This window comes from Solibaculum intestinale (genome assembly GCF_040096205.1).
In the GTDB taxonomy this organism is placed as follows: domain Bacteria; phylum Bacillota; class Clostridia; order Oscillospirales; family Acutalibacteraceae; genus Solibaculum_A; species Solibaculum_A intestinale.
On record NZ_JBBMFD010000005.1, the window covers coordinates 1 to 25,213 of the forward strand.

At 55.8% G+C, this 25,213-nt stretch carries 21 protein-coding genes and 2 tRNA genes; 14 read left to right on the plus strand and 9 right to left on the minus strand.

Annotation, left to right across the window (positions count from 1 at the left end):
- Nucleotides 1-92: 92 nt before the first annotated feature.
- The 9 genes from WMO26_RS04385 to WMO26_RS04430 form a co-directional block, all read right to left on the minus strand.
- The gene (locus tag WMO26_RS04385; RefSeq protein ID WP_349218416.1) at nt 93-3,680 is read right to left on the minus strand and encodes an NEAT domain-containing protein; all 3,588 of its coding nucleotides are present in this window, start codon (nt 3,678-3,680) and stop codon (nt 93-95) included.
- Nucleotides 3,681-4,387: 707 nt separating this feature from the next.
- Nucleotides 4,388-5,227 carry a hypothetical protein gene (locus WMO26_RS04390; RefSeq protein WP_349218417.1) on the minus strand — a complete coding sequence of 280 codons (840 nt, stop codon included), beginning with the start codon at nt 5,225-5,227 and terminating at the stop codon, nt 4,388-4,390.
- Between the two features lie 1,319 nt (nt 5,228-6,546).
- Nucleotides 6,547-6,631: transfer RNA gene (locus tag WMO26_RS04400), tRNA-Tyr, on the minus strand.
- A 39-nt stretch (nt 6,632-6,670) separates the two neighbouring features.
- Nucleotides 6,671-6,746 (minus strand) — tRNA-Thr (locus WMO26_RS04405).
- A 100-nt stretch (nt 6,747-6,846) separates the two neighbouring features.
- The gene (locus WMO26_RS04410; protein WP_349218421.1) at nt 6,847-7,710 is read right to left on the minus strand and encodes a PSP1 domain-containing protein; all 864 of its coding nucleotides are present in this window, start codon (nt 7,708-7,710) and stop codon (nt 6,847-6,849) included.
- 140 nt (nt 7,711-7,850) lie between these two features.
- Entirely contained in the window at nt 7,851-8,828 is a 978-nt protein-coding gene (locus WMO26_RS04415; RefSeq protein WP_349218423.1) for a DNA polymerase III subunit, read from the minus strand.
- A 9-nt stretch (nt 8,829-8,837) separates the two neighbouring features.
- Nucleotides 8,838-9,161: a cyclic di-AMP receptor DarA gene (gene darA, locus WMO26_RS04420; RefSeq protein WP_349218424.1), complete on the minus strand. Its 324-nt coding sequence runs from the start codon at nt 9,159-9,161 to the stop codon at nt 8,838-8,840.
- A 78-nt stretch (nt 9,162-9,239) separates the two neighbouring features.
- On the minus strand, nt 9,240-10,580 hold the full coding sequence (locus WMO26_RS04425; RefSeq protein WP_349218425.1) for an aminotransferase class I/II-fold pyridoxal phosphate-dependent enzyme: 1,341 nt from the start codon (nt 10,578-10,580) through the stop codon (nt 9,240-9,242).
- A gap of 90 nt (nt 10,581-10,670) precedes the next feature.
- On the minus strand, nt 10,671-11,342 hold the full coding sequence (locus WMO26_RS04430) for a 4Fe-4S double cluster binding domain-containing protein (RefSeq protein WP_349218427.1): 672 nt from the start codon (nt 11,340-11,342) through the stop codon (nt 10,671-10,673).
- 354 nt (nt 11,343-11,696) lie between these two features.
- Here WMO26_RS04430 and WMO26_RS04435 point away from each other — a divergent pair, with 354 nt between their 5' ends.
- From WMO26_RS04435 to cas1c, 14 genes are all read left to right on the plus strand, one after another.
- Complete coding sequence (locus WMO26_RS04435) at nt 11,697-12,077, plus strand: NusG domain II-containing protein (RefSeq protein ID WP_349218429.1); 381 nt, start codon at nt 11,697-11,699, stop codon at nt 12,075-12,077.
- 20 nt (nt 12,078-12,097) lie between these two features.
- Nucleotides 12,098-12,613 (plus strand): Gx transporter family protein, encoded by a 516-nt coding sequence (locus tag WMO26_RS04440; RefSeq protein ID WP_349218430.1) that lies wholly within the window; start codon nt 12,098-12,100, stop codon nt 12,611-12,613.
- A gap of 70 nt (nt 12,614-12,683) precedes the next feature.
- Nucleotides 12,684-14,048 carry an electron transport complex subunit RsxC gene (gene rsxC / locus WMO26_RS04445; RefSeq protein ID WP_349218431.1) on the plus strand — a complete coding sequence of 455 codons (1,365 nt, stop codon included), beginning with the start codon at nt 12,684-12,686 and terminating at the stop codon, nt 14,046-14,048.
- A complete protein-coding gene (locus tag WMO26_RS04450) occupies nt 14,048-14,992 on the plus strand; it encodes an RnfABCDGE type electron transport complex subunit D (protein ID WP_349218433.1) in 945 nt (314 codons plus the stop codon). Before rsxC ends, WMO26_RS04450 begins: the two co-directional genes overlap by 1 nt.
- Nucleotides 14,989-15,555, plus strand: coding sequence for an RnfABCDGE type electron transport complex subunit G (locus WMO26_RS04455; protein WP_349218434.1), 567 nt, complete (start codon nt 14,989-14,991; stop codon nt 15,553-15,555). The genes WMO26_RS04450 and WMO26_RS04455 overlap by 4 nt, the downstream gene beginning before the upstream one ends.
- Nucleotides 15,555-16,250, plus strand: coding sequence for an electron transport complex subunit RsxE (rsxE, locus tag WMO26_RS04460; RefSeq protein ID WP_349218435.1), 696 nt, complete (start codon nt 15,555-15,557; stop codon nt 16,248-16,250). The genes WMO26_RS04455 and rsxE overlap by 1 nt, the downstream gene beginning before the upstream one ends.
- Nucleotides 16,250-16,840, plus strand: a complete 591-nt coding sequence (locus WMO26_RS04465) for an electron transport complex protein RnfA (RefSeq protein ID WP_349218436.1) — start codon at nt 16,250-16,252, stop codon at nt 16,838-16,840. The genes rsxE and WMO26_RS04465 overlap by 1 nt, the downstream gene beginning before the upstream one ends.
- A gap of 18 nt (nt 16,841-16,858) precedes the next feature.
- The gene (locus WMO26_RS04470) at nt 16,859-17,689 is read left to right on the plus strand and encodes an RnfABCDGE type electron transport complex subunit B (protein WP_349218437.1); all 831 of its coding nucleotides are present in this window, start codon (nt 16,859-16,861) and stop codon (nt 17,687-17,689) included.
- Between the two features lie 236 nt (nt 17,690-17,925).
- On the plus strand, nt 17,926-20,073 hold the full coding sequence (cas3, locus tag WMO26_RS04475; RefSeq protein ID WP_349218439.1) for a CRISPR-associated helicase Cas3': 2,148 nt from the start codon (nt 17,926-17,928) through the stop codon (nt 20,071-20,073).
- Nucleotides 20,074-20,220: 147 nt separating this feature from the next.
- Entirely contained in the window at nt 20,221-20,874 is a 654-nt protein-coding gene (gene cas5c, locus WMO26_RS04480) for a type I-C CRISPR-associated protein Cas5c (RefSeq protein WP_349218441.1), read from the plus strand.
- Nucleotides 20,871-22,631, plus strand: coding sequence for a type I-C CRISPR-associated protein Cas8c/Csd1 (gene cas8c, locus WMO26_RS04485; RefSeq protein WP_349218442.1), 1,761 nt, complete (start codon nt 20,871-20,873; stop codon nt 22,629-22,631). Before cas5c ends, cas8c begins: the two co-directional genes overlap by 4 nt.
- Entirely contained in the window at nt 22,615-23,505 is an 891-nt protein-coding gene (gene cas7c / locus WMO26_RS04490; RefSeq protein WP_349218444.1) for a type I-C CRISPR-associated protein Cas7/Csd2, read from the plus strand. The genes cas8c and cas7c overlap by 17 nt, the downstream gene beginning before the upstream one ends.
- Nucleotides 23,502-24,176, plus strand: a complete 675-nt coding sequence (gene cas4, locus WMO26_RS04495; protein ID WP_349218445.1) for a CRISPR-associated protein Cas4 — start codon at nt 23,502-23,504, stop codon at nt 24,174-24,176. Before cas7c ends, cas4 begins: the two co-directional genes overlap by 4 nt.
- The gene (gene cas1c, locus WMO26_RS04500) at nt 24,173-25,204 is read left to right on the plus strand and encodes a type I-C CRISPR-associated endonuclease Cas1c (RefSeq protein ID WP_349218447.1); all 1,032 of its coding nucleotides are present in this window, start codon (nt 24,173-24,175) and stop codon (nt 25,202-25,204) included. The genes cas4 and cas1c overlap by 4 nt, the downstream gene beginning before the upstream one ends.
- Nucleotides 25,205-25,213: the final 9 nt, after the last annotated feature.

Consider the following 25,213-nt stretch of genomic DNA (forward strand, 5'->3'; position numbering starts at 1 on the left):
CGATCTCTCGCCACGAGGGCGAGCATCACCACCATACTGCACAGCGCCCGCATGAGCTTTGTTGCAGTATTCGCCATGTTAGGTTCTCCTTTTTAGGCTTCTTTGGATCTGCGCTTTCTGGTAACCAGGGTTACTCCCATCATACCCGCAGCGGCCAGAGCGAGCAGGGCGATGGCTCCCATATTGGAAGCGCTGCCGGTCTGCGGACTGGTGATGCTGTTCTGGTTTGCGTTCCCCACGGCCCCACTGTTTTCCGCATCGGTGATGGCGCTGCCCTTTTCGACCAAGGCATAGTTTCCAGCAGATTTCGTGTTGACGGTATAGTAGCCGTTCTCTACCATACCCTTTACCAGGATCTTGTTTGCATCCGCCATACGGTATACCGCTACATTCGCGGAATCATAACCCGCTGTGATCGGGAAGCGGATGCTCACCGTACCGTTGGGGGCTATTTCCTTGCCTTTTGCATCGAAGAACTTGACATCATAGAGTTTAAATTTCTTGCCCACATCGCTGAGGGAAGCAACGGTGCTGTCATAGTCCGCCCCCTTCGTGATTTCCAAAACGACAATCTGTACGCCTTGCGCAAACACGCCTTTGTCTGCATGGACCTTCACGCCGGTTGCATCGTCGGTGTAATCCACCGCAGGAGACGGTTCGGTCGGCTTTTCAGGTTCAAAATCTTCTTCACTGGCCGTTTTCAAGCTGGACCAGTCGATTTTCATCAACACATCCTGATCGCCGTTTCCTTCTGCAATCGCTTCCATAATGGGAACAAATACATGAAGAGGAACAAACCCGTCGGTATCGGCAATTGCGGTGGGCACCAATTCAAATCTTACCAAATCCGGATACAAGTTATTTTTATCATTGTATTGGTCGATTACATCTGTTCCGTCAGCATTTTTCTGCGTAGTAAGAACTTCTGACGGAATCCGTTCTCCTTGGGGAAGTCCATTTTCGGCATAGGTATAGCCATCTGCATAGTAGGACAGATCCCTTAAGTATCCAAACTGATTATTGATAGCCAACCCCTTAAAATCCAACTCAATGTAATACTTGCCGTCTTTTACTTCCAATTTTACCGTATGATTTATGGCGTTGTCAGACATGGACTTCTGGCCGCGGTTTGTTTTGTACATATCAACGTACAAGGAATAAATACCGTCTTCGAGGTTGTCTTTATCTAAGGGCTCGTCTGATTTTTCTTCCAAAGCATCCATTGCATTTGCCAGGGCGGTAATCTGATCGGCTACATCTTGCTCGGAAGCAGCCGGATTGTTGTATACAGTTTCAGCTTCTTCAATTGCCTTCTGTAAAGTGTTGTAGGTAGTGTCCGTGTAATTGTCCTTTTCAATTGCTTTTGCTTCATCGATTATATCTTTCAAAGCTTGTTTATCAACCGTCGGCTTTGCATCCTCCAGGCTGTCTAAAACCTGATTCAATACAGCAATTTGGGCATTTACAGCATCCTGAGAAGCCTCTGGGTTATTGTATACGCCTTCCGCCTCTGCAATCGCATTTTCGAGTTTTGTTCTGGAGGCATCTGTCAAATCTCTGTCCAAAGCTGCTTTGGCCTGGTTAATGGTTTCCAGCAGTACGGATTTATTTACTTCATCGCTTGGGTTTAAGCCGTCCAAGGCTTCTTTTAACTTAGTATAGTTCTCTTTGTTGTACTCTCCAGAAGCATAAACGTCATTATACACTGCTTCCAAAGCCGCGATTTTATCTGCATCGTATAACGCGCGCTGCGCTTTGCTGCAGAGGATATCAGCAATTTCATCCATGGTACTCTCGCACATTGCGGAGTAAGTGCTGTCCGGTGAAGATTGATACAAAGCGTTTAACGCATCGTAAGCGGCGTCTACTTCATAGATGGTGGCGTTGGGATTTCTTTTCACCTTTTTTGCCTGGGCAAGAGCTTCTTCCAAGGCAGCAAACCACTCGTCGGTATAGTCAACGTCAGAAAGATCCTGGTCCATTAACTCAATCAGCTGATTGAGTTCCGATTTGTCAACATCCAGTTCACCGACTCTTTTGGCATTTTCGTAATCAACCTGGACATAGGCTTCATCACTGCCGACATAGTTTCCATTCTTGTCGTAGATATAGTAGCTGAACTTCACGCTTTCCTTGTCGGATTGTTCCGGATAATCTACATAGAACCTTTTTGTGATGGTGGCGGTTCCTCCGTCTTCTGTCTGAACTTCTTCAGTTAAATCTGACATACTGGTAACATCGCCAAGAGTATTGGAGATTCTGAACCAATTGTCAGCCAAAGGATTCTGGGCGTTTTGGTTTACATCTATAAACAGTTTCGGAAGCTGATAGTAAATCTCAAGGGAAGCGCCTTCAAGTCTGCCATTCTCAGCACCGGTGTAAGCGTCCAATTTATCTGTTTTTACAAAATTGCCGTCTTCCGTCTTGTCATAGAACTGGAGGCCCACTTCATATTTGCCGTCCTCTTCGATGACAACGCGCAATTTCTGCATGTTGTCTAATACGTTCTTTGCCTGTAAATAGTATTCACGGCACTTGATTTCATCTTTTTTATAAATGCTGCTCATTTTTGATGAAATGAAACAGCTTTCTGCATTACGGTAGACCTCTGAAGTATACTCATCCTGATTCAGAGCCTGAAACTGTTCATATAAATCCTGGTACAGCTTGGAATATGGTTGTGCATTATTCGTGCGCGTCATCGTGGTAATGATTTCGTCAAGTTCTTTTGACAGATCATATACGTCCTGATCTGTACAATACTCTGTATCAATAAATGCTAAAATTTCCTCAATTTTACTCTGCAAAGCCTTCCAGCTTTCATCCGTAAAATCGCCCTGGTCTTGTTTTGCATAGTTGGAGGCGACGTTTTTGAGGTTGCTTTTTCGTTCATAATAAGTCCTCGAATCATAGGAAGAAGAGAAATGGGCATTGATCCAATAAAAATCATCGTCCGTAGAAGATTCCTTTGTCAGCAGCATTTTAGCGTCGAACAGGTTTCTTTCATAAATTTTTTCATAATCATCTGTATAGATGATTTCGCTGGTTTGATTGCTGAACTGCTCCACATAAAATGCAGCCAGCTCTTTGCCCTCCAATTTTCTCGCTTTGGTAAAATCGAAACCAAGACGAACGCCTGTTTCTGCATAACCCATTGCATCAACCACCGTGCACAGCCAGACAACTGGGTCGGGAGAAGAAAGCGGGAAGCTGATCTGGGATGGATAAATACCGTCATAAAAGCTTTCTACGCTTACATCATGGCGATTGTTGTCCTTACCATGAATCCAATCGTCATAATCTTCCTTATTTTCGTAATAGTACATTTTTGTTAAATGGCCGATACCGCCGTTGTATGCCATTTCGTGGAACTGTACCTTTGCAGTCAATTCGCCATCGGGACTCAGCATGATATAAGCCGTATGACTTAAAGCATCGTTGCCCATTGAGTAAGTGTCCTCTACATCGGCATTATATAAATATGCCGGTACTTCCAAGACTGCATAGTAATAGTCCTCTTGGTATGCTTCTTTATTCAGCGGTTCTGTTGGAATCTTTGCAGGCGGGAGAGCCTCCGCATCCTCCGCAGACACATTTGCAATTCCCAGGCTCATCACCATCATCATAGCTAGCAGCAGCGCCAGGCTCCGCTTAAGCCACGACTGTTTTGTCGTTGTCATTGTAAAAACCTCCGTTTCTCATGTTCCCCTCGGTTGGGGAGGACGACAACTTGGTTAGTGAAAACTAACTATCAAGGAAATGAAGATTGCCGTTTTACGGCGAACGGTCTATTTGGATCATGTGTTCCTCCTTCTGTTTCAATCTGGTCAGTGGACTGAGCTGCTCGCTCACTCACCCTGATATCTATGGACACGCTTTGCATTGATCTCGATGCCTGCCGTTTGCAAGTTAGTAAAAACTAACCAAGTCTCGAAAAAATGGCCCCTTACGGAGCATCTTTGAAGTGGTTATTGATTATGATGGGCTTTTATTTCGTTATGGAAAACACATTCCAATAAAACAATGAAAGTCTTCCGCTATTTCGAAGAAATTGGCTGTTTTCTATATTTCGCCCTTCGAGATTTTGCCTTTATATTGCCCTTAGAGGCGTCTTTGAGCTATTAAAAATTTACACAGGCCTGGCGGCAAACGTCAAAACCTTACGCGGATTTGATCTGCATTTATCTTTGAGAATTCCGCAATTTCCCTAAAGCATCCTCAGTATACCGATTTGCCTTTTTCCTGTCAATCAATTTTTTGTACCAAACCTGGGCCAAACAGTCTTTTCTGACCTCAAAAAACGCTGTCAGCCCCTATCAATCCCCAAAATCAAATTGTACCAACTATGGTTCAAAAAAATTTCAATTCGCCGTTGACAGCTCTGTTTTCAATGGATAAACAAGGCGAAAACCGCCATGCTCTCCGGCATATGGAAGTCCCCCACGCTGCACTGCATTTTCAGGCAGACGCTGCCGTGGAGCAAGGTATCCCGGCCTTTCCCCATGGAAATAAAGTCCAGCGCCGTTATCGGGAAGTACACATATCGTCCGTCGATCCCACCGTCTCGAAACTCCCCGTCACGGAGGTACTGCAGCTTGTTGACCCGGCCCTCCATCTTTTTTCCACTGGACATGGATTCGGCGGACACTGTTTTCGCCGTCAGATATATCAGCCCTTCGTGATTTTTTACGATCAGCTCACAGGGATTCTCAAACCCACGATTTGCCATGGAGAGGTTGTTGCTGTTTTTGATTTGCTCCCGGTAGATGATAAACGGGAAGTAGTAACTGCCGTCCTTCAGGTGGTCGCATATCTCGCGCCCGCTGAAATTGCGGCGTCCCGCAAAAATCTCTTTCAGGTGCATTCGGCTCTCCTGCTCGGCCAGCCGCTCCATGAATTCGTCGGAAAAACCTGCCGCCAGCGCCCGCAGTACGTTTTCCTTGATTTGAGCGGGTGGGATATCCTGATATTGCATGTACTGCTCCAGAAAGTTCCGCTTGTGCAGAAGCTCCTGCGCTACGCTTTGCCCCGCAGCGGTCAGCGCCGATTTTCGCGCTTCCACACGCTCCATCAGCGCCAACTCGTCCAGGCTGTCGAGCACATGGGTCAGCGTGGACTTTGGTTTATTCAGATATCGGGCGGCCTCGGTCACCGTCCGCTTTTTTGGCTCCGCCTCCAGGAAGTACAGCAAAAGCTGGATCTGGATGCCGGAAAGATTTTCGGACATAAAAAATCCCTTCTTCCTGTTTTTAACACACAAAAACCAAGCCTGTCCGCTTTTCCATGCGCACCGGCTCCATTTTACATACACACTTTCAGGCTGTAGGGAAATTTTAGTTAGCCATGGCTAACTAAAATGAATATATCACACCTTGCGGTGGTTGTCAAGTATTTCCGGTTATGGTTTCCTTTCCAGCCCTGCATGCTACCGCATTCCCTCCTCCTGATTTTCGCGCTAACAGACAGAGTCGGTGCTTGGATTTGTCATGATCCACGGCTGCTTTACGAAGACCGGCTTCTTGAAGGAAAGGGACGGACCGGTGTTTGTCGTTGATACGCAGGTCATCGATGATGCCCAGCTATTTTTTGTCGCCTTTGTCTGTGCCGTTCAATTCGTTTACAATAAGGAAAGCACAGTCCGGTTTCAAGACATGGAGGCTTCACGGAAGCTTGTAGCCGGGACCGGTCAGAAATACACGGTCTTAGAAGCCGCCGTGTCAAAGGGGAGTACCATGTCGCAAGACCGAACATCATCCGCAGATTCCGGTTGTCTAGGCCGTCCAGCATCTCCTTCGTTTCCTTGCCCCTGAGTTCGGAAACATACTTATGGGCTTCCCCCAAGATAGAGAAACTCGCTGCACAGGCCTACCGGCGATTCCCGCCGCTCTTTAAACAACGCCTTGATCTGGTCCATACTTTGGGCGATACCGCTGCAAAAGATGTTCCTGCTTCTCGTGGTCAAAACCAGGATAGGAAGCAGCCTATGGGTAGCGCGATATTGAAAGCCTCGTCAATAAGCGGGTAGGCCGGAGCCGCCAGCCGACCTTTGTATTTCCGGTCGGCTACAAGGTACGGTATTTGGATCAGCTGCCTGTAAAGCATGCCGACGAGGTAAGTTGGGAGTTTTGCCGCTGTCCGGAATACAGCAGAACAGGGCCGCCTTTCGCCCGCTCGTTTCCTCCAGATGGAGATCATCGGTATAGGGCGGACGATCTGCGGTAGGCTGAAAGCTGACATTCTAACACTTGATCCGCAGGAAATGCTTCTAAAGTATCTCGCCCAAACCTACTCAATGATTTTACAATAACCATATTGAACCTTTGTAATGTTCCATCTCGAATCATCTTCACATATCCTGGATGATTTTAATTCGAATTCCAGAACCTATATCAAAGCAATCCCTTATGAACGTCCAATTTGTATTTTCCCTCAGATAAAATATAACAAAAAGCTGCCTTTCGATTTCTTGAAAAGTAGCTTCTAACTTGGAAAGTAGAACGATTTAAAAGAAAAGAGTCTGAACGCGAATTGCGTCCAGACTCAGTCTGGTGGGGAGAGATGGATTCGAACCATCGAAGTCACTGACAACAGATTTACAGTCTGCCCCCTTTGGCCACTCGGGAATCTCCCCATATTCAGTTGTTTCGCACGCCTGGTTTTGGAAAGCAGGTGGAGCTGGTGGACGGACTTGAACCCCCGACCTGCTGATTACAAATCAGCTGCTCTACCAACTGAGCTACACCAGCACAATGGCGACGTGTCATAATATAGCATAACAAACGCGCCCTTGTCAACACCTTTTGATAAAATTATGCAGTTTTTGTCTTTGTTTTTTTCGCGCGCAGATTATTCCTTTTGCGCGGCAGGCTCGGGTTCCTCCTTGCGGATTTTTCCCCGTCCATCCTTGATGATTTTCACATCCTTACGGGAATATGCGCGGGGCAATGCTTCCCGCTGCTGGTCCAGACGCACCTTCAGCTGGCCGGTGAGAAGGCTGACCTCCTCCACCATCCCCCTGCCTTCCGGCGTGGCGACAATAGCGCCTACCCGGGGTGTAATGCGCAGCAGGTCGTCGTAGGCGTTCTGCTCGTACTTTAGGCAGCACATCAGCCGCCCGCAGGTCCCCGAAATTTTCACCGGATTGAGGCTCAACCCCTGCTCCTTGGCCATCTTGATGGATACCGGCTGAAACTCTCCCAAAAAGGAGGAGCAGCAGAAAGGCCGCCCGCAGATACCCATGCCGCCGAGCATTTTCGACTCGTCGCGTACGCCGATCTGGCGCAACTCAATGCGGGTGCGGAAAACCGAAGCCAAATCCTTTACCAGCTCCCGGAAGTCCACCCGGCCGTCCGCGGTAAAATAGAACAGAATTTTCGAATTGTCAAAGGTGTATTCCACGTCGATGAGCTTCATGCCCAGCTTGTGGTCTGCGATTTTTTTCAGGCAGATGCGAAACGCTTCCTTTTCCTTGCGGGAATTCTCCGCCACCCGTTTCAGGTCCTCCTCCGTGGCGGCCCGCATCACGGGCTTTAAGGGCTTGACGATGGTGGAGTCGTCCACCTCCCGGTTGGGCATGGCGACTTCGCCGCACTCGACTCCCCGGGCGGTTTCCACAATCACCCGCTGGGACAGGGAAAACGTTTCCCCGTTGGGATCGAAATAATAAATCTTGCCGACGGTTTTGAACCGGACACCGATCACTTCAGCCATTTGTTCCTCCAGACTGTTTATCCATCGCGTTTGCAAAAAAACGCGCACTTGAAAGCGAAAAAACCGCCCTTTTTGGGCCGCGTCTTATTATACCGGATTCCTCCGCTTTTTACAAGGAGGATTTTGCCGGAAAACAAAGGCTATCCCCGCAGACGGGCGCACAACAGAGTGATGAGCAGGATCTGGTTTATATTCCCGTCAAGCAGGCGCATCAGTTCTTCCACTTTGCCGATCAAAGAGAGAAGACGCTCGCTGGTCAGCGTCTGGGCCAGCACCGCCGCAGCCGCCGGGTCTGGGGAGATGGGCTTGCCGCCCCCCAGGCGGGCCGACAGCCCGTCCCGCAAAAGCAGCAGCAACTCTGACAGGGTGGCCCTGGTCAGGGGCTTGTCCCGTTCCAATTTGCCCGTGAGCTTTAATAGAGGAAGTTCTGCCGGGGCGCAGAGGGCCCGGGCCATTTTTCCCGCAAGCTCTGCTGCTTCGGAAAGCTTCCCGTCCTCCAACGCTTCCATTGCCCGGCCGATCACGCCGCCGCACAGGCTTGCCGCCCGGCAAAGCTCCTCTTCCGGCCGGTCAGGGAAGGCGGCACGCAGGGCCGCAACCGTTTCCTCCTCACTCACTGGGGACAACGCAATGGTTACGCATCGGGAAAGAATGGTGGGCAGCATGGATTCCCGGCTTTCGGCAGTCAGCAGAAAGACCGCGTAGGAAGGCGGCTCCTCCAGAATCTTTAAAAGAGCGTTTTGCGCCTGTACGGTCATCGTCTGGGCGTTCTCCAGAAGATACATTTTGTATTTCCCCTCGTTCGGGGTAATGAACACGTCCGCCTTGATGGCGCGGATCACGTCTAAGTGAAAAGACCGGGCTCCGCCGTCCGACCCGTATTCCCGGATATCCGGGTGAATACCGGTCAGGGACTTGCGGCAGGCGGCGCATTCCCCGCAAGGGACCTCACCGGCCCCTTTGCACTGATAGGCAGCGGCAATCAAGCGCGCCAAGGTGCGCCGCCCGCAGCCGGCCGGGCCGGTGAGCAGATAAGCATGGGGCAGCCTTCCAGACTCAAACACCCGGGAAAGCTGCTCCTTTGCCGCTTCATTTCCAAGAAAGGTCCCAAATTTCATAAAACGTCCTTACAGCTTGATAAACTGGTCTACATTAACTACGAACACCGTAGCACCGCCAACCGTAACCTCCACCGGATAGGAGGCGTATACTTCCATGCCGTAGGCGGAACTGGCCGGGGCGATCTGTGTGCGTTTCTTGCAGCATTTCGAGATGATATCCAGCACATCGTCTACCTTTTCGTCGTCCACGCCCACGAGCAGAGTGGTGTTGCCCGCCCGCAGGAAGCCGCCGGTGGTAGCGAGCTTGGTGGCCGAGTAACCCGAGGTAGTCAGAGTAGAGGAGAGCATGGAACTGTCGTCGTTGTTGACGACTGCAAGAATCAACTTCATAGAGGGTACCCCCTTTAATAGGTCATGGAACCGCCCGGCTTTGTACATTGTGTTTCAAAAGGGGCGGATATCCTCTTTCTATTTTATCACTTTGATCTCACAAATGCCATAGCTTTTGAGAATTTTCGCCGCCTCTTGGTCGATGATTTCCCCCGGCGCCACCACCGGCACGCCAGGCGGGCAGGGGCAAGAGGCCTCCGCCGCAATCCGTCCGACGCTGTCGTCGATTGCGATGCGTTCCCCCGGAGCCAACAGCGCCTGCCTGGGCGAGGCGGCTACCTTAGGCAGCGCCGTCACCGTTCCGGCCTTCGGCAGGGGCGTGCGGCACCCTGGCAGGGCGGACAGGGCGTTTTTCAGCCGCACGTAGTCTTTTTCCGGGTTAAACGGGGACGGAATGAGAACCACATGCAGCCCGTCGGCGTATTCCGGCTCCACCCCCTGCTGGCGCAGAAGTTCCGCCGCCGTATGTCCGGTAAGCCCCAACGGGCCGGTGCCGATGGTGATGCGTACCGGGTCCCATTCCCCCTGGGGCAGTGTCATCCCCAGAGCCAGCGCGTGCCGGCGTACGTCCTCCACCTGCTCCTTGAGCCTCGAAAAGGCTGCGGTGCCTTCCTCCTCAAGCCAGGCCCGGCAAAGGTCCAAAGACACCATGATGGGATAGGAAGGGCTTGTGGAGCCGAACAGGGCCATGGCGGAGGGGGCCTCCGCGCAATAGGCATCCTCGGCAATGTGCAGCCAGGCGCCGCCGGTCATCACCGGCAGGGTCTTGTGGGCAGAATCGCAGGTGATGGAGGCGCCGCGCTCCAAAGGATGGGCGCCAGGCGCTGCGAATTTCAGGTGGGCGCCGTGGGCGTTGTCTACCAGGAGCGGCACCCCGTGGGCCCGGCAAACCGCGGAAATGCCCTTTAGGTCGCACAGCACCCCATAATAATCGGGCGTAGTTACATAAACCGCGCAGGCGTCCGGGTTCTCGGTCAGGGCGGCCTCGATGTCCTGCGGGTAAATCCGGCCGGGAAGGCCGTCCCCCGCGTCGGGCCTGGGAAGGACCCATACAGGCGTAATGTCCAAAAGAGCCATGGCGTTAACCGCCGAGCGGTGGATGGTGCGTCCGGCTACGATCTTTCCCCCCTGAGGAACCGCCAGGCGCAGCATGGTCTGGATGCAAAGAGAACAGCCGCCAGCGGAAAACAAGGTGCGTTTGGTTTTGTACAGAGCACTCGCCCGCTCCATGGCTTCCGCGATAGGGCCGGCGGCCTCGTAAAGGCTGTCGGTATCGGGAATTTCCGTGGTATCCAGCCGCAAAAGGTCGCCCATCCGATCAAGGGGAGAGGCGATTCCCTTGTGGCCGGGCATGTGCATGGGGACGCGGCCCAGGGCAAGATGCTGTTCGAGTGCGTTTAACAAAGGAGAAGCGGACATATTCATTCCTCCATCGGCGTGATCAAAAAAGAAGGCGTTCTTTCTCATTATATGAAAAAGAAACGGTTTTGTGTCAAAAACGCCCGGTTTTTACCGCTTCCCCACCGGGCAGTTGGCCATGCAGATGCCGCATACCGCACCGCGGCCGATGTGCTGGTAGGTTTTCATGTGTTTCGAGCACTTGTCCGGGTCGTAATAGGACTCCCGGTCCATGCCGGGACGGAAGGAAACTCCCGCAATAGCCCCTGCCGGGCAGCAGTCCTGGCAGACGGTGCAGGCCCCGCAGCCGGGATAAACGGGCGGCTCGGTTACCGGAAGGGGACAGTCGGTCAGCACGGTGGCAAGCCGCACCCGGGGCCCCCACTGAGGGGTAATAAGCAAGGCGGACTTGCCGATCCACCCCAGCCCCGCCGCCACCGCTGCGGTCTTGTGGGGAAAGAGGCCCCGGTATTCCTCTCGCGGCGGGATGGACTGGGAGGCGGCGATGGGCATCGCTTGATAACCAGTCCGTTCCAGCCGCGCCGCCGCCCGCAGCGTCCAAGAGTCTAAAAAGGCGTTGGCGGCCCGGTAATGCTGGAAATAAGGATAGGTGGGCCCGTCTGCGACCGGGGCTACAATTGGGGACGAGAGGGCAAACACCAGCGTGATTCCGTAGGGAAGATGGGCCAGAGATGAGGGCAGCCGCCCGTCCAGCCGGGAGAATCCCACCGCCGCCATCCCGTCCTCTTCCATTTGCCGGACAAGTCCATCCAAGTCGAACATGGTCAAAGCCTCCTGATCCTATCCATATTCATAAGGCACAGCAAGAAAATCGACCGAGCAAGGAAAAACCGCCGCCGGACTGCACCGCTCCCGTTTCGCGGCTGCGCTGCCTCTAGGCAAAAAGCCGGCCTAGGTATAGCAAGCTGCCCGGGCGCATATAGAAGGGAGAAATCGAACCGCTTTTCTTCTGCCGGATTCTCATGTGTGCATAATATGTGGTATTATACAATATTTTTTGGGTTCTGGGGAGGTTTTGTTGCAATCAAGAGGGAGGGATGGTAAAATATTTGGGTATTGGATAAGAAATTTGCCGCGTTCTTTTCTCTGGAGCGGCACATGGGCAGGAGGCAGCTTTTGAAAGCACGCAAGCTTTGGCGGATGGCCGATCTGGCGCTGGTTGCGGTGGTGCTTGCCGCTGCAGTGATCACGGCGGTCCTCCTTTGGGTTCCCACCGGCGGCGACGCGGTGGCGGTCATTGCGGTAGGCGGGGAAGAGGTAGGCCGCGTGAGGCTCAGTGGTGTGACCGCAGGGTATGACCTGCCGCTTCACACCGACCCGCAGGTGATCCTTCGGGTGGAGCCCGGGCGCGTCTGCTTCCAAGAAGCCGGGTGCCCCGACCAAGTCTGTGTCAACACCGGGTGGCTGACCTCCCCCGGCCAGACGGCGGTCTGTCTGCCCGCCCGCGCCTCGGTGCGTATCCAGGGGGCTGGCGGGGTGGACGCGGTGGTCCGATGACAAGGCGGAGGTGCAAGCGAGTGGAAAGGAAAAGCCGGGCCAAACAGGTGGCGCTGCTTGGAATGCTTGGAGCGGTGGCCATCGTGCTGTCCTGGCTGGAAGGGATGCTCGGCCCGGTGCCCGGGCTTCCGCCGGGTGCCAAGCTGGGGCTTTCCAACGTGGCGACCATGCTGGCGGCTTCCACCATGGGACCCGGCAGCGCTATGGCCATTGCGCTTTTAAAGGGCCTCTTCGCGGGTTTGACCCGGGGCCTTACCGCAGGGCTCATGAGCCTTTCCGGCGGCCTTCTCAGCACAGGCGTGGTCTGCCTTCTCCTTTGGTGGAAAAGGTGCCCGCTGGGTTATATCGGCATTGGGATTGCGGGAGCGGTCTGTCACAACTTGGGGCAGCTTATGGTTTCCTTTTTGCTGACAAACGCCGCCGTCTTTGCCTACCTGCCTTTTTTGCTGCTGTTCGCTTTGCCGGCAGGAGCGGTCACCGGGCTTACCTTGTATATTTTACTGCCGGCCTTCTCCCGGCTTCGGGGAGAAAGGTAACGTTTGGTTATCCTTATGGTATAATGGGAACGAAATTATACCGGACAAGATAGATGATGGAGGAAACACAATGGAAAACAAAACCCTCAGGCGGTTCTTTTCCTTTGGGACGTCCCGGCCGCACGGCGGCGCGTCGGTGCCCCACCGGAAGAACACCGCGGACAGCGAGTCGGTGGTCATGCCGCCGCCCGAACGGGTGATCATTGCCATGCAGCAGCACATCGGCGCGCCCTGCGAGCCGACGGTGAAGCCGGGCGACCCGGTGGCGGTGGGCCAGGTGGTGGGGGACACGAAGGCGTTCGTATCCGCGCCCATCCATGCCAGCGTCTCGGGTACCGTTCAGGCAATCACCGAAATCCAGCTGCCCGGCGGGCAGAAAACCAAGGCGGTGGTCATCGAGAGCGACGGGGAGCAGCGGGTGCACGAAAGCGTACAGCCCCCGGTCATTCAATCCAGGGAGGACTTTGCGGCGGCGGTGCGCGCGTCGGGGCTTGTGGGCCTGGGCGGCGCGGGATTTCCGGCCCATGTGAAGTTAAATCCCCCCAAGGACGCGAAGATCGATACGCTGATTGTCAACGGCGCCGAGTGCGAGCCTTACATCACCGCCGACTACCGGGAGATTATGGAGAACAGCTGGGACATTATGTCGGGCGTTTATGCGGTCAAGGACCTTTTGGGCGTGGAAAACGTCATCATCGCCATTGAGAACAACAAGCCCGACGGCATCAAGGTTCTCAGCTCCATCGCCAATAACTCCAACGACCCCGATAACCAGGTGAACATCAAGGCCCTGCCCTCCCGGTACCCCCAGGGGGCGGAGAAGGTGCTCATCCAGGCAACCACCGGGCGGGTGGTTCCCACCGGCAAGCTTCCCAGCGACGTGGGCGTGGTGGTGATGAACATCACTTCCATCGCCTTTTTGTCCCGGTATATGAAAACCGGGATGCCTCTTACCACCAAGCGGCTGACCATCGACGGGTCCGCTATCTGGTCGCCGAAAAACGTGATCGTTCCCATCGGAACCCCCATCAAGGATGTCATCGCGTTTGCCGGGGGCTATAAGGAAGACCCCAGGAAAATCATCATGGGCGGCCCGATGATGGGCCTTGCCATGGTGGACGATTCCCTTCCGGTTTTGAAGCAGAACAACGCCATTTTAGCCTTCGACGAAAAGGAAGCCAAGCTTATGGAGCCGCTGCCCTGCATCCGGTGCGGCAAATGCGTGCAGGCATGTCCCATGAAGCTGATGCCCACCTCCATCGAGCGGCTCTATAAGGCAAAGGACGTGGAGGGCTTGCAGAAGGCGGGCGCCATGACCTGCATGGAATGCGGCTGCTGCGCGTTCGTATGTCCCGCGGGGCGGCGGCTGGTGCAGTCCATGCGTCTGTCCAAGGCCCTGATCAAAAACGCACCGAAGAAGGAGGCGAAGGGATAATGGAAAAGCTGTTTGTATCCTCGTCCCCCCATCTGCGCAGCGGGACGGGCGTGCGCTCCATCATGCTCGACGTGATCATCGCCCTGACCCCCGCCTTGATTGCCTCAGTGATCCTGTTTGGCCTGCGGGCCCTGCTGGTGACGGCGGTGTCGGTTGCCGCGGCAGTGCTGGCGGAATACATTTCCCGGAAACTCATGAAGCGCCCCAATTCCATCGGGGATTTGAGCGCCGTGGTCACCGGTATGCTGTTGGCCTTTAACCTGCCCGTGTCCATCCCCCTGTGGATCGCCGCGCTGGGCTCGGCCATCGCCATCGTGGTGGTCAAGCAGTTCTTCGGCGGCATCGGGCAGAACTTTGTCAATCCCGCCCTGGCCGGGCGCATCATCCTGATGGTGTCCTTTCCGGCACAGATGACCAAGTGGACCATGCCGCTGACCTCCTTTAGCGGGGTGGACGCGGTGACCACCGCTACCCCTCTGGGAATCCTCAGCGAGGGCGGGGAGCAGGCCATGCCCCCTCTTCTCGACTTGTTCTTCGGCGTGCGGGGCGGCTGCCTGGGAGAAACCTGCGGGGTGGCGCTTTTGCTGGGCGGGGTGTACTTGGTGGCCCGCAAGGTGATTAACCCCATTATCCCCATCTGTTATGTAGGCACGGCGGCGCTGTTGTCCCTGGCCTTCGGGCTGGACCCGCTGGTACAGATCCTGTCCGGCGGTCTGCTTTTGGGTGCCATTTTCATGGCGACCGATTATGCCACCTCTCCCTTGACCAATTGGGGCAAAGTGATCTTCGGCATCGGCTGCGGCGTACTTACCATGATCATCCGCCAGTTCGGCAGCCTGCCGGAAGGTGTGTCCTTCTCCATTGTGCTGATGAATATCCTGGTACCCTATATTGACCGGCTGACCCGTCCGGTTCCGTTTGGAGAGGAGGGAGCGCGGCAATGATAAAAAAGATCATAGGCCCGGCCGCCGCGCTGACCATTATCTGCGTGGTGGTGACGGCGCTGCTGGCAGGCACGAACTATATCACCAAAGACATTGTGGCAGAAAGAGCCGCCGCCACGGCGGAGGCTTCCCGCAAGCAGGTGCTCCCGGCGGCCGCTTCCTTTGAGGAGGTGACCATCGCCGAAGAGGAGAACGGCATGTATGCCGGGCTTGATGCGGCGGGCGAGGTGGTCGGCTACGTGTTCGAAACCTCCGGCAAGGGCTATGGCGGTGCGGTCAACGTGATGACCGGCATGACCAAGGACGGGGAAATCACCGCTGTGACGCTGGTTTCCCACAGCGAAACCCCAGGCTTGGGCGCTAAGGCGGGCAACGACGCTTTTATCTCCCAGTACCAGGGCGCTGCTCCGGAAGGCGGCTTTGCGGTGACCAAGAATGCACCCACCGCCGACAATCAGGTGCAGGCGGTCACCGGGGCCACCATTACCTCCAAGGCGGTCACCACCGCGGTCAACGAAGCCATCGAGCTCTATGAAACCTATGGGAAAGGAGGCGGTGCGTAATGGCAAAGGGCAAGCTTCTTTCTACCTTTACCAAGGGCATTGTGAAGGAAAACCCGGTGCTTCGCCTGGTGCTGGGCACCTGCCCGACCCTGGCGGTCACCACCATGGCAGAAAACGGCCTGTGGATGGGGATGGCGGCCACCCTCGTCCTTTTGGGGTCCAACGTGGTCATTTCCCTTACCCGCAAGGTCATTCCCGATAAGGTGCGCATTCCGGCCTTTATTACCATCATCGCCGGCTTTGTCACTCTGGTACAGATGCTGGTAAAGGCGTATGCCCCCGAGGTCAACGATAAGCTGGGCATTTTCCTGCCCCTGATCGTGGTCAACTGCATCATCCTGGCCCGGGCGGAAATGTTCGCCAGCAAAAACAAGGTGCTTCCCAGCATTTTAGATGCGCTGGGTATGGGAATCGGTTTTACCGCGGCCTTGGTGCTCATGGGTTCCATCCGGGAGCTTTTGGGCAGCGGCAGCCTCTTCGGCGTTCCCATCACCAGCAATTTCATTGATCCCATGATCGTCATGATTCTCCCGGCCGGCGGCTTCTTCGTGTTCGCTATCCTCATCGTGCTGGCCAACAAGCTCTCCGGCGACGGCAAAAAAGCGGTTCTCGGCTGCGCCGGATGCCCCTCCGCGGCCCACTGCCCGAATGCCCAGACGGGTGGCTGTGAGGAAAAGAAGGAGGGTGAGCAGTAATGCAAATGGCCATAACCATCCTGATTTCCGGGATTTTGACCGATAACTTCGTGTTATCCAAGTTTTTAGGGATCTGCCCGTTTTTGGGCGTGTCCAAGAAGACCAACACCGCCGCCGGCATGAGCGCGGCCGTTATCTTCGTCATGCTCATCGCCACTTTGGTGACCTATCCGGTATATGCCTGGCTGCTAGTTCCCAACGGCCTGGACTATCTGCAAACCATCGTGTTCATCCTGGTCATCGCGGCGCTGGTGCAACTGGTGGAAATTGCTCTGCGTAAATTCTTACCGCCGTTATACAATTCGTTGGGTATTTATCTGCCCCTCATTACCACCAACTGCGCGGTGCTGGGCGTGACCATCCTCAATTTCGACAACAACTACAACTACGGCGAGGCCCTCCTCAACGCCTTCGGCGCGGGCGTGGGCTTTCTGCTGGCGATGATTCTTTTTGCAGGCGTGCGGGAGAAGCTGGAGGGGTGCGACATCCCCGAGTCCCTCAAAGGCCTGCCCATCACACTCATTGCCGCGTCGCTGGTATCCATCTCCTTCCTGGGCTTTCAGGGCCTGGCGGAAGGGCTATTCAAGTAGAAAGGAGGCGCTTTTCCTTTGTTTCAAGAGATTTTGTTTCCGGTTATGATTGTCGGGATCATCGGCCTGCTGGCAGGCGTCGGCCTGGCGGTAGCGGCCATCGTCATGGCCGTGCCGGTGGACCGCAAGGCCCAGGCCATCAAAGAGGCGCTTCCTGGGGCCAACTGCGGCGCCTGCGGCTATTCCGGCTGCGAAGGGTACGCCAAGGCCCTGTCGGAAGGCTCGGCCCCGGCGGGGCTCTGTTCCCCGGGCGGCGCGCAGGTAGCCGAAGAGATCGCTTCCATTCTGGGGACCGCTCCGGCCCAGGTGGAGTATAAAACCGCTCTGGTCCGCTGCAACGGCACCATTCAGAACACCGGGGTGAAGATGGAGTACGACGGCCTGAGAAGCTGTGCGGCGGCCAGTATGTTTTACGGAGGCACCGGCAAATGTTCCTACGGCTGCATCGGCTATGGAGACTGCGTGGCGGCCTGTGAGTACGGAGCCATCCAAATTTGCAACGGGGTGGCGGTCATCAACCCGGCCCGGTGCAAAGGCTGCAACAAATGCGTCACCGTCTGTCCCAAGCACATCATCGAGCTGGTCAGCGCCCAGGCAGCGTCGGTGGTGCGCTGCCGCAACCAGGACAAGGGCGGCGAGACCCGCAAGCAATGCTCCGCCGGCTGCATCGGCTGCATGCGGTGCGTGAAGGCGTGTGAATTTGACGCGGTGCATGTGAAAAACTTCCTGGCAACGGTGGACTATGACAAGTGCACCGGCTGCGGCAAATGCAACGAGGTCTGCCCGGTGGGGTGCATCAGCATTCTGAAGGTGCAGGAAATCCAGGAAAATCCCGCAATCGTTTCTTAAAAAAGTCATATGGCAGAAAACCAGCCCGCCGAGATTTCGGCGGGCTGGTTTTCTATTTGCGGTAGAAATCAGTCCCATAAAAACGGATTGTGGACATTTGCTTAATTGCGTTCACATATAATTTCAAAATTATTGCTTTTTCACCAATAAAGTGCTATAATACTGTTAAATTTTAGTTGTTTTAAGTGCTCAACTAAGAAAATCTACGATTTTCGTACGAAAAAGGGGGATTGCCTATGACCATCTATTTGGGGCACCGCGCCGAAGATGGCCGGGAGCAGCTGCTTTTGGACCATTTGACCGGCGTCGCCCGGTACGCGCAGGCCTTCGCCGATTCCTTTGGCGCCGGTGCGCTTGCGTACCAAATCGGCCTTGCCCACGACGCCGGCAAGTATTCGGACAAGTTTCAGCGCCGCATTCGCGGCGCAGCCGTGCAGGTGGATCATTCCACCGCAGGGGCGCAGCTGATGATTGAGCGGAGAAACGCCCCCGCCGCCTACTGCATCGCCGGCCACCACGGAGGACTGCCCGACGGCGGCGGGCAGTATGACCAGGCGCAGCCCACCCTGTCTGCCCGCAAAGAAAAGCCGGTGGAACCTTACGACGGATTTTGGCGGGAGGTGACGCTTGAACCGGCGGCGTTTGCTCCCCCAACCATCTTAGGCAGTGGGGGCTTTACCGCCTCCTTTTGGATTCGAATGCTCTTTTCCTGCCTGGTGGACGCAGACTATCTGGATACCGAGGCCTTTATGCAGGGAAAAAAGCCGCCTAGGGGAGACTACGCTTCCATTGAGGAACTGCTTGCCCGCCTGTACCGATACATGGAAGACAACTTTAAAAACCCAAAAGGTGATCTCAACCGGGAGCGGTGTGCCATTTTGCAGGCCTGCATGGATGCGGGTAGGCAGCAAAGCCCCGGGCTTTTTACCCTGACGGTTCCCACCGGCGGAGGAAAAACCGTATCCTCCCTGGCCTTTGCGCTGGAGCACGCGAAGAGACATCACCTTAAGCGCGTGATCTACGTCATTCCGTTTACCTCGATCATCGACCAAACGGTGAGCGAGTTTGAAAAGATTCTGGGAAAAGGAAACGTGCTGGCCCATCACTCCGGCGTGGAATATGAGGACGGGGAAGGAAACGATTCCGACCAGTCCCGCAAAAAGCTGGCGGCGGAAAACTGGGACATGCCCGTGGTGGTCACCACGGCAGTGCAGTTTTTCGAGTCCCTCTTTTCCAATAAGCCTTCCCGCTGCCGCAGGCTTCATAACATCGCCCAGAGCGTGATCATCTTTGACGAGGCCCAGACCATTCCGCTGCCATACCTAAAACCCTGCGTGCGCGCCATCGCGGAGCTGACCGTCAACTATCGCACGTCCTGCGTGCTGTGTACCGCCACCCAGCCTGCACTGGGCCCCCTGTTTGCCGAAGTTCTGCCCGCGCTTCAAAGCCGGGAGCTGTGCCCGCCGCTCAACTACGATGTATTTCGCCGGGTGCAGTATGCGAACTTGGGCAAGCTTTGCGACGAGGAACTGGCGTCCCGGCTCAACGGGCATACCCAGGTGCTCTGCGTGGTCGGTTTGCGCAAGCATGCACAAACGGTTTTCGCGCTTCTTGAGCAGAAGGGAAGCGTGCACCTATCCACTCTGATGACCCCGCGGCACCGCCGCATCATGCTTCGGCTCATCCGCAGGCGGCTCAAAAGGGGTAGGACCTGCCGGGTGGTTTCCACCAGCCTCATTGAAGCGGGGGTGGACGTGGACTTCCCGGTGGTTTACCGGGCCGAAGCGGGGCTTGACTCGGAAATTCAGGCCGCCGGGCGCTGCAACCGGGAGGGAAGCCGCCCTCTGGAGGAAAGCTTTGTCTATCTTTTTACGCCGGAGGACGCCTATACCGCTCATCTGCCGCACATGCTCCGCCGCCCTATGGAAACCGCCCGGAATGTGGTTCGCGGCTGCAGAGAGCTCGACGCGCCCGAAACCATCGAGCGGTATTTTACCCAGCTTTATCAGCTCAGCGGGCCTCTTCTGGACCAAAAGCAGGTGGTATCCCGGTTCGAGAAGGCCCAGGGAAGTTATCCCTTTGCCACCGTAGCGGGGGACTTTCGCTTGATCGAAACGAATACCCGCGCCGTCATCATTCCCAAAGGGGCGCAATACCGCAAGCTGGAGGAGCGGCTGCGAAGCGGGGAGCGTTCGCGTGGATTGTTTCGCAAGCTGGGAGTCTTTACGGTCAGTGTCTACGAGCGGCAGTTTGAGGCTCTGGCGGGCCGGGGCGCGCTGGAATTTCTCGACGAGCAGGTTGCCATTTTGCGGGACCTGACGCTTTACGACGGAAAGACCGGGCTGAAAATACCGGAAGGGTGCGGGGAAGTGCTGTTTGTCTAAGCACAGGCGGCGATTAAAAAAATTTCGGAGGAAAGACCGGCAATGAAAAAGGAAAGAGGGAATGCCACTGAAAGGAAGGTTGTATTTTGACAGCCGAATGATCCGGCTGCTCTTTTTTGAAACGGAAAAGAAATGGGGGGATATTTTATGAGCAAAGGAATTCAAGTGGAGGTCTGGGGCCCCTATGCTCTGTTTACCCGCCCGGAGCTGAAGGTGGAGCGGGTGAGCTATGACATCATTACGCCCAGCGCGGCGCGGGGGCTAATAGAGGCCATCTACTGGCATCCGGGGCTGCGGTGGTGCATTGACCGCATTCATCTGCTCAGCCCCATCGCGTTTACCAACATCCGCCGCAACGAGGTCAAAAGCAAACTGCTCGTTTCCACCGCGCGCAGCGCGATGATGGGGACCGGTAAACTCCCCGCCCTTTATACCGGGGAGGACATCCAACAGCGCGCGTCTATGGTGCTTACGGATGTGCATTACGTCATCGACGCCCATTTTGTGCTGACGGACAAGGCCGCGCCCTCCGACAACGAGGGCAAATTTATCGACATCGCCCGCCGCCGCCTTTCCAGGGGCCAGTGTTTCCATTCGCCCTGCTTCGGATGCCGGGAGTTTCCCGCCTCCTTCCGGGCATGGGAGGGCGGACCCGTGCCCGCCATCGACGAAACCCGCGACCTGGGGCTGATGCTGTACGACATGGACTATTCTAACCCCAGAGACATTCAGCCCACCTTTTTCCGTGCGAAGCTGGAAAAGGGCGTCCTAGAGGTGGCGGGGCAGGAGGTGCTGCGATGATTCTCCAAGCGCTAACCAAGTATTACGACGCGCTGCTCACACAAGGCGCCATCTCGCCCCCCGGTTGGTGCGACGCGAAGGTTTCCTATGCGCTGCACATTGGGGACAACGGGGAACTGCTGGACGTTTTTTCCCTCAAGCAGCCTTCCCCCGACGGCAAGCGGGAGGTGCCGCAGATTCTCCGGGTGCCCGAGCAGGTGAAAAAGGCTTCGAATATAGCATCCAATTTCTTATGTTGTAATAGTTCTTATTTTCTTGGAATCGACACCAAGGGAAAGCCAGCTCGCACCGCAAAATGCTTTGCAGCGGCCCGCGCCCTGCACGAAGCGGTGCTGGCAGATGCGGATTCGCCTGCCGCCCGGGCCGTCCTGGCCTATTTCGCCCGGTGGGAACCGGATAAGGCCGCATCTCACCCTGCCCTGCAGGAAACCCTTTCCGATATCCTCAAAGGGGCCAACCTAGTCTTTTGGATAAACGGTGGGTACGCCCAGGAGGATCCCGCCGTCCGCGCCGCGTGGGAGGGCCGCCGGGGCGAAGAGGAAGCTCCCTGCGGACGGTGCCTGGTTACCGGGGAAACCGCCCCCATTGCCGTGCTGCACCCTTCCATCAACGGAGTGAAGGGTGCCCGCTCCAGCGGCGCGTCCCTGGTTTCTTTTAATGAATCGGCAGAGGAATCCTACGGCAAGGAGCAGCGGGACAAGACCGGCCAGGGCTTCAATTCACCGGTCAGTAAGCGGGCGGCCTTTGCCTACGGGACGGCCCTCAACCAGCTGCTGCGGGACCGGGAGCATGTACAGGTAGTGGGGGATACCACCATCGTCTACTGGGCCGAGGACGGGGAGCCTCTCTGCCAGGATCTCTTCGGCGCAGGCATGTTCGGCGCGCCCAGCAGCCGGATGACGCAAAACGATTTAAACCGGGCCATCATAGCGCTGGCAAAGGGAAAGCCGGTAAAGGTAAATGATGCCCTGTTAAACCCGGACAACCATTTTTATGTGCTCGGCCTTGCGCCAAGTGCGGCCAGAGTCAGTGTGCGGTTCTTTTATATGGATACCTTTGGCCGCATTCTGACCCATCTGCACGAGCATCACGAGCGGCTGCGCATTGAGCCGGTTGGGCTGTATCCCCCGTCCGTCTGGCAGCTGCTCAGCGCCACCGTCAACCCAAACAGCCGGGATAAAAAAGCCTCCCCGCCCATGGCGGGCGCTATGGTCCGGGCAGTGCTGGCCGGCGGGATGTACCCGGTTTCCCTGTTTGAGAATACCATGATGCGCATTCGCGCCGAGCGGGAGGTGTCCCCCAGGCGCGCGGCGATTCTCAAAGCGTTTTTTCTGCGCAACCAGATGTTTGCCGTCCCAAAGGAGGTTTTAGACGTGAAGTTAAACGAGGAAAGCGCTTATCTGCCTTACGTGCTCGGCCGGCTTTTTGCCGTGCTGGAAAAAATACAGCTGGATGCCAATCCGGGTGTCAACGCGACCATCAAGGACAAGTATTTCAACAGCGCCATGGCGATGCCGGCGGGGATTTTTCCACTTTTGACCAAGCTCTCTCAAAGCCATTTGCGTAAGCTGGAGGAACGCCGCCGCATCTACTATGAAAGAATGATTACCGATCTAAAGGGCCGCATAGGGGAAACCCTGCCCGCCCGCCTGTCTTTGGTCGAGCAGGGCACCTTTGATCTGGGGTATTACCATCAGGTGCAAAAGCTGTATACAAAGAAACACAAGGAGGAAAAAGAAGATGGCGGAGCCGATTAAAAACCGTTATGAATTTGTGATTCTTTTCGACGTGGAGAACGGCAACCCCAACGGGGACCCCGACGCGGGCAATCTGCCCCGGTTAGACCCGGAAACCGGCTACGGGCTGGTAACCGACGTGTGTTTAAAACGCAAAATCCGCAATTATGTGGAAACCGTCAAAGAAGGGGAGTCCGGCTACCGCATCTATATCAAGAGCGGCGTTCCGCTCAACCGCTCCGACGCCGAGGCGTTTACCGGCCTTGAGATTGATCCCAAGACCATTAAGGAGCTCAAAAAGAAGGACGACCAGCTGGACACAAAGGTCCGGGATTGGATGTGCCGCGAATTTTACGACATCCGTACCTTCGGCGCAGTTATGACCACGTTTATGAAAAACAACCTCAACTGCGGACAGGTGCGCGGCCCTGTGCAATTGAGCTTCGCCCGGTCGGTGGACCCCATCGTTCCCCAGGAAATCACCATCACCCGCGTCGCCATCACCACCGAAAGCGATGCGGAGAACAAGGGCACTGAAATGGGCCGCAAATATATCGTCCCTTACGCCCTCTACCGGTGCGAAGGGTATGTTTCCGCCAACTTAGCCCGCAAGACCACCGGGTTTTCCGAAGAGGACCTGGACCTTCTCTGGCAGGCGATCCTCAACATGTTTGAAAACGACCGCTCCGCCGCCCGCGGCAAGATGGCCGTGCGCCAGCTCATCGTTTTCCGGCACGACAGCGAGCTTGGCAATGCCCCCGCTTACAAGCTGTTCGATACGGTTACCGCCCGGTGCCGCGACGGGGTGGTAAGCCCTCGTTCCTATCGGGATTATGAAGTTGTCATTGACACCGATTCTCTTCCGGAGGGCGTGACCTGCACGCAGATGGTGTGACCGGTTTTCAGGAAGAAGAGTACCTGGCTATCTCCGGCATCCAGCATTTCGCCTTTTGCCGGCGCCAATGGGCGCTGATCCATCTGGAACGCCAATGGGCGGAAAACCTGCGCACTGTGGACGGGCAGCTCCTTCACCAGCGCGCCCACGACGCAGCACAAACTGAAAGCCGCGGGGACACCCTGCTTGTCCGCGGCCTTCCGGTGGTATCCCATACCCTCTGCGTGCAGGGCGTGTGTGACGTGGTGGAATTTCACCGGGACGCAGCCGGCATTTCCCTTGCCGGCCGGGAGGGCCGTTGGGTTCCCTACCCGGTGGAATACAAGAAGGGAAAGCCGAATGCTTACGGGACGGACGAACTGCAGCTGTGCGCCCAGGCCATCTGCTTGGAGGAAATGCTGCTGTGCAACATTTTGGAGGGCGCCCTCTTCTACGGGGAGCCTCACCGGCGAACCCCCGTGCTCTTTGACGATGCCTTGCGGGAGAAGGTCCTTGCTATGCTCAGGGAGATGCGAACACTTATGGCACGAAGCCATACGCCCAAGGCAACGCCCGGCAAATCCTGCAACGCGTGCTCTCTCAAGGATCTCTGCCTGCCGCGGCTTGCCCGTGTTCCCGCGGCTTCCGACTATCTGCGGCAGCACCTGCCGGATAAGGAGGATGTCCCATGAGAAAATGGCTCAATACCCTATTCGTTCTGTCGGAGGACAGCTATCTGGCGCTGGAAGGGGAAACGGTCCTGGTCTTAGCCGGCGAGGAAAAGAGGGGTCAGTTTCCGTTGCATACCCTGGAATCCATTCTGTGTTTCTCCTATAAAGGGGCAAGCCCCGCGCTGATGGGGGCCTGTGCCCAGCGGGGCGTCAACCTGTGTTTTTTAAGCCCCAAGGGCCGGTTTCTCGCCCGCGTCAGCGGCGAAAACCCCGGCAATGTCCTGCTGCGCAAAGCGCAGTACCGTGTTTCCGACGATGAGGGGCAAAGCTGCCGCTTGGCGCGTTGCTTTCTGTTCGGCAAGGTGTATAACTGCCGGTGGAGTTTGGAGCGCACCCGCCGCGACCATGGCCTGCGCGTAGACGAAGAGGTGCTTGCCCATGCCTGCTCTTTGCTTGCGAATGCACTGCCCGCAATTCTGTGCGAGACGGACCTGGGTGCCCTGCGCGGGCTGGAAGGGCAGGCCGCAGCCGTTTATTTCAGCGCGTTTGACCACCTGATTCTCAACCAGCGGGAGACCTTTTCTTTTTCCGACCGTTCCCGCCGTCCGCCTCTCGACCCAGTCAACGCTCTGCTGTCGTTTTCCTATACCCTGCTGACAAATGCCTGTGTCGGTGCGCTGGAAAGCGTAGGGCTGGACGCCTATGTGGGCTTTCTTCACCGGGACCGACCCGGACGTTCTTCCCTGGCGCTCGATTTGATGGAAGAACTGCGTCCGCTGTTCGCCGACCGGTTTGTGGTCACCCTCATCAACAACCGCGTGATTCGTCCAAACTACTTTGTAACACGGGAAAACGGTGCCGTCTGGCTGACGGACGAAGGACGCAAGGCGGTCCTTTCTGCCTGGCAGAAGCGGCTTGGGGAAACGCTTACCCATCCCTATTTAAAAGAAAAGCTCCCATGGGGGCTGGTTCCTTATGTACAGGCTCTGCTGCTGGCGAGAACGCTGCGGGGCGATTTGGACGCATATCCGCCGTTTTTATGGAAGTGAGGCGAGAAA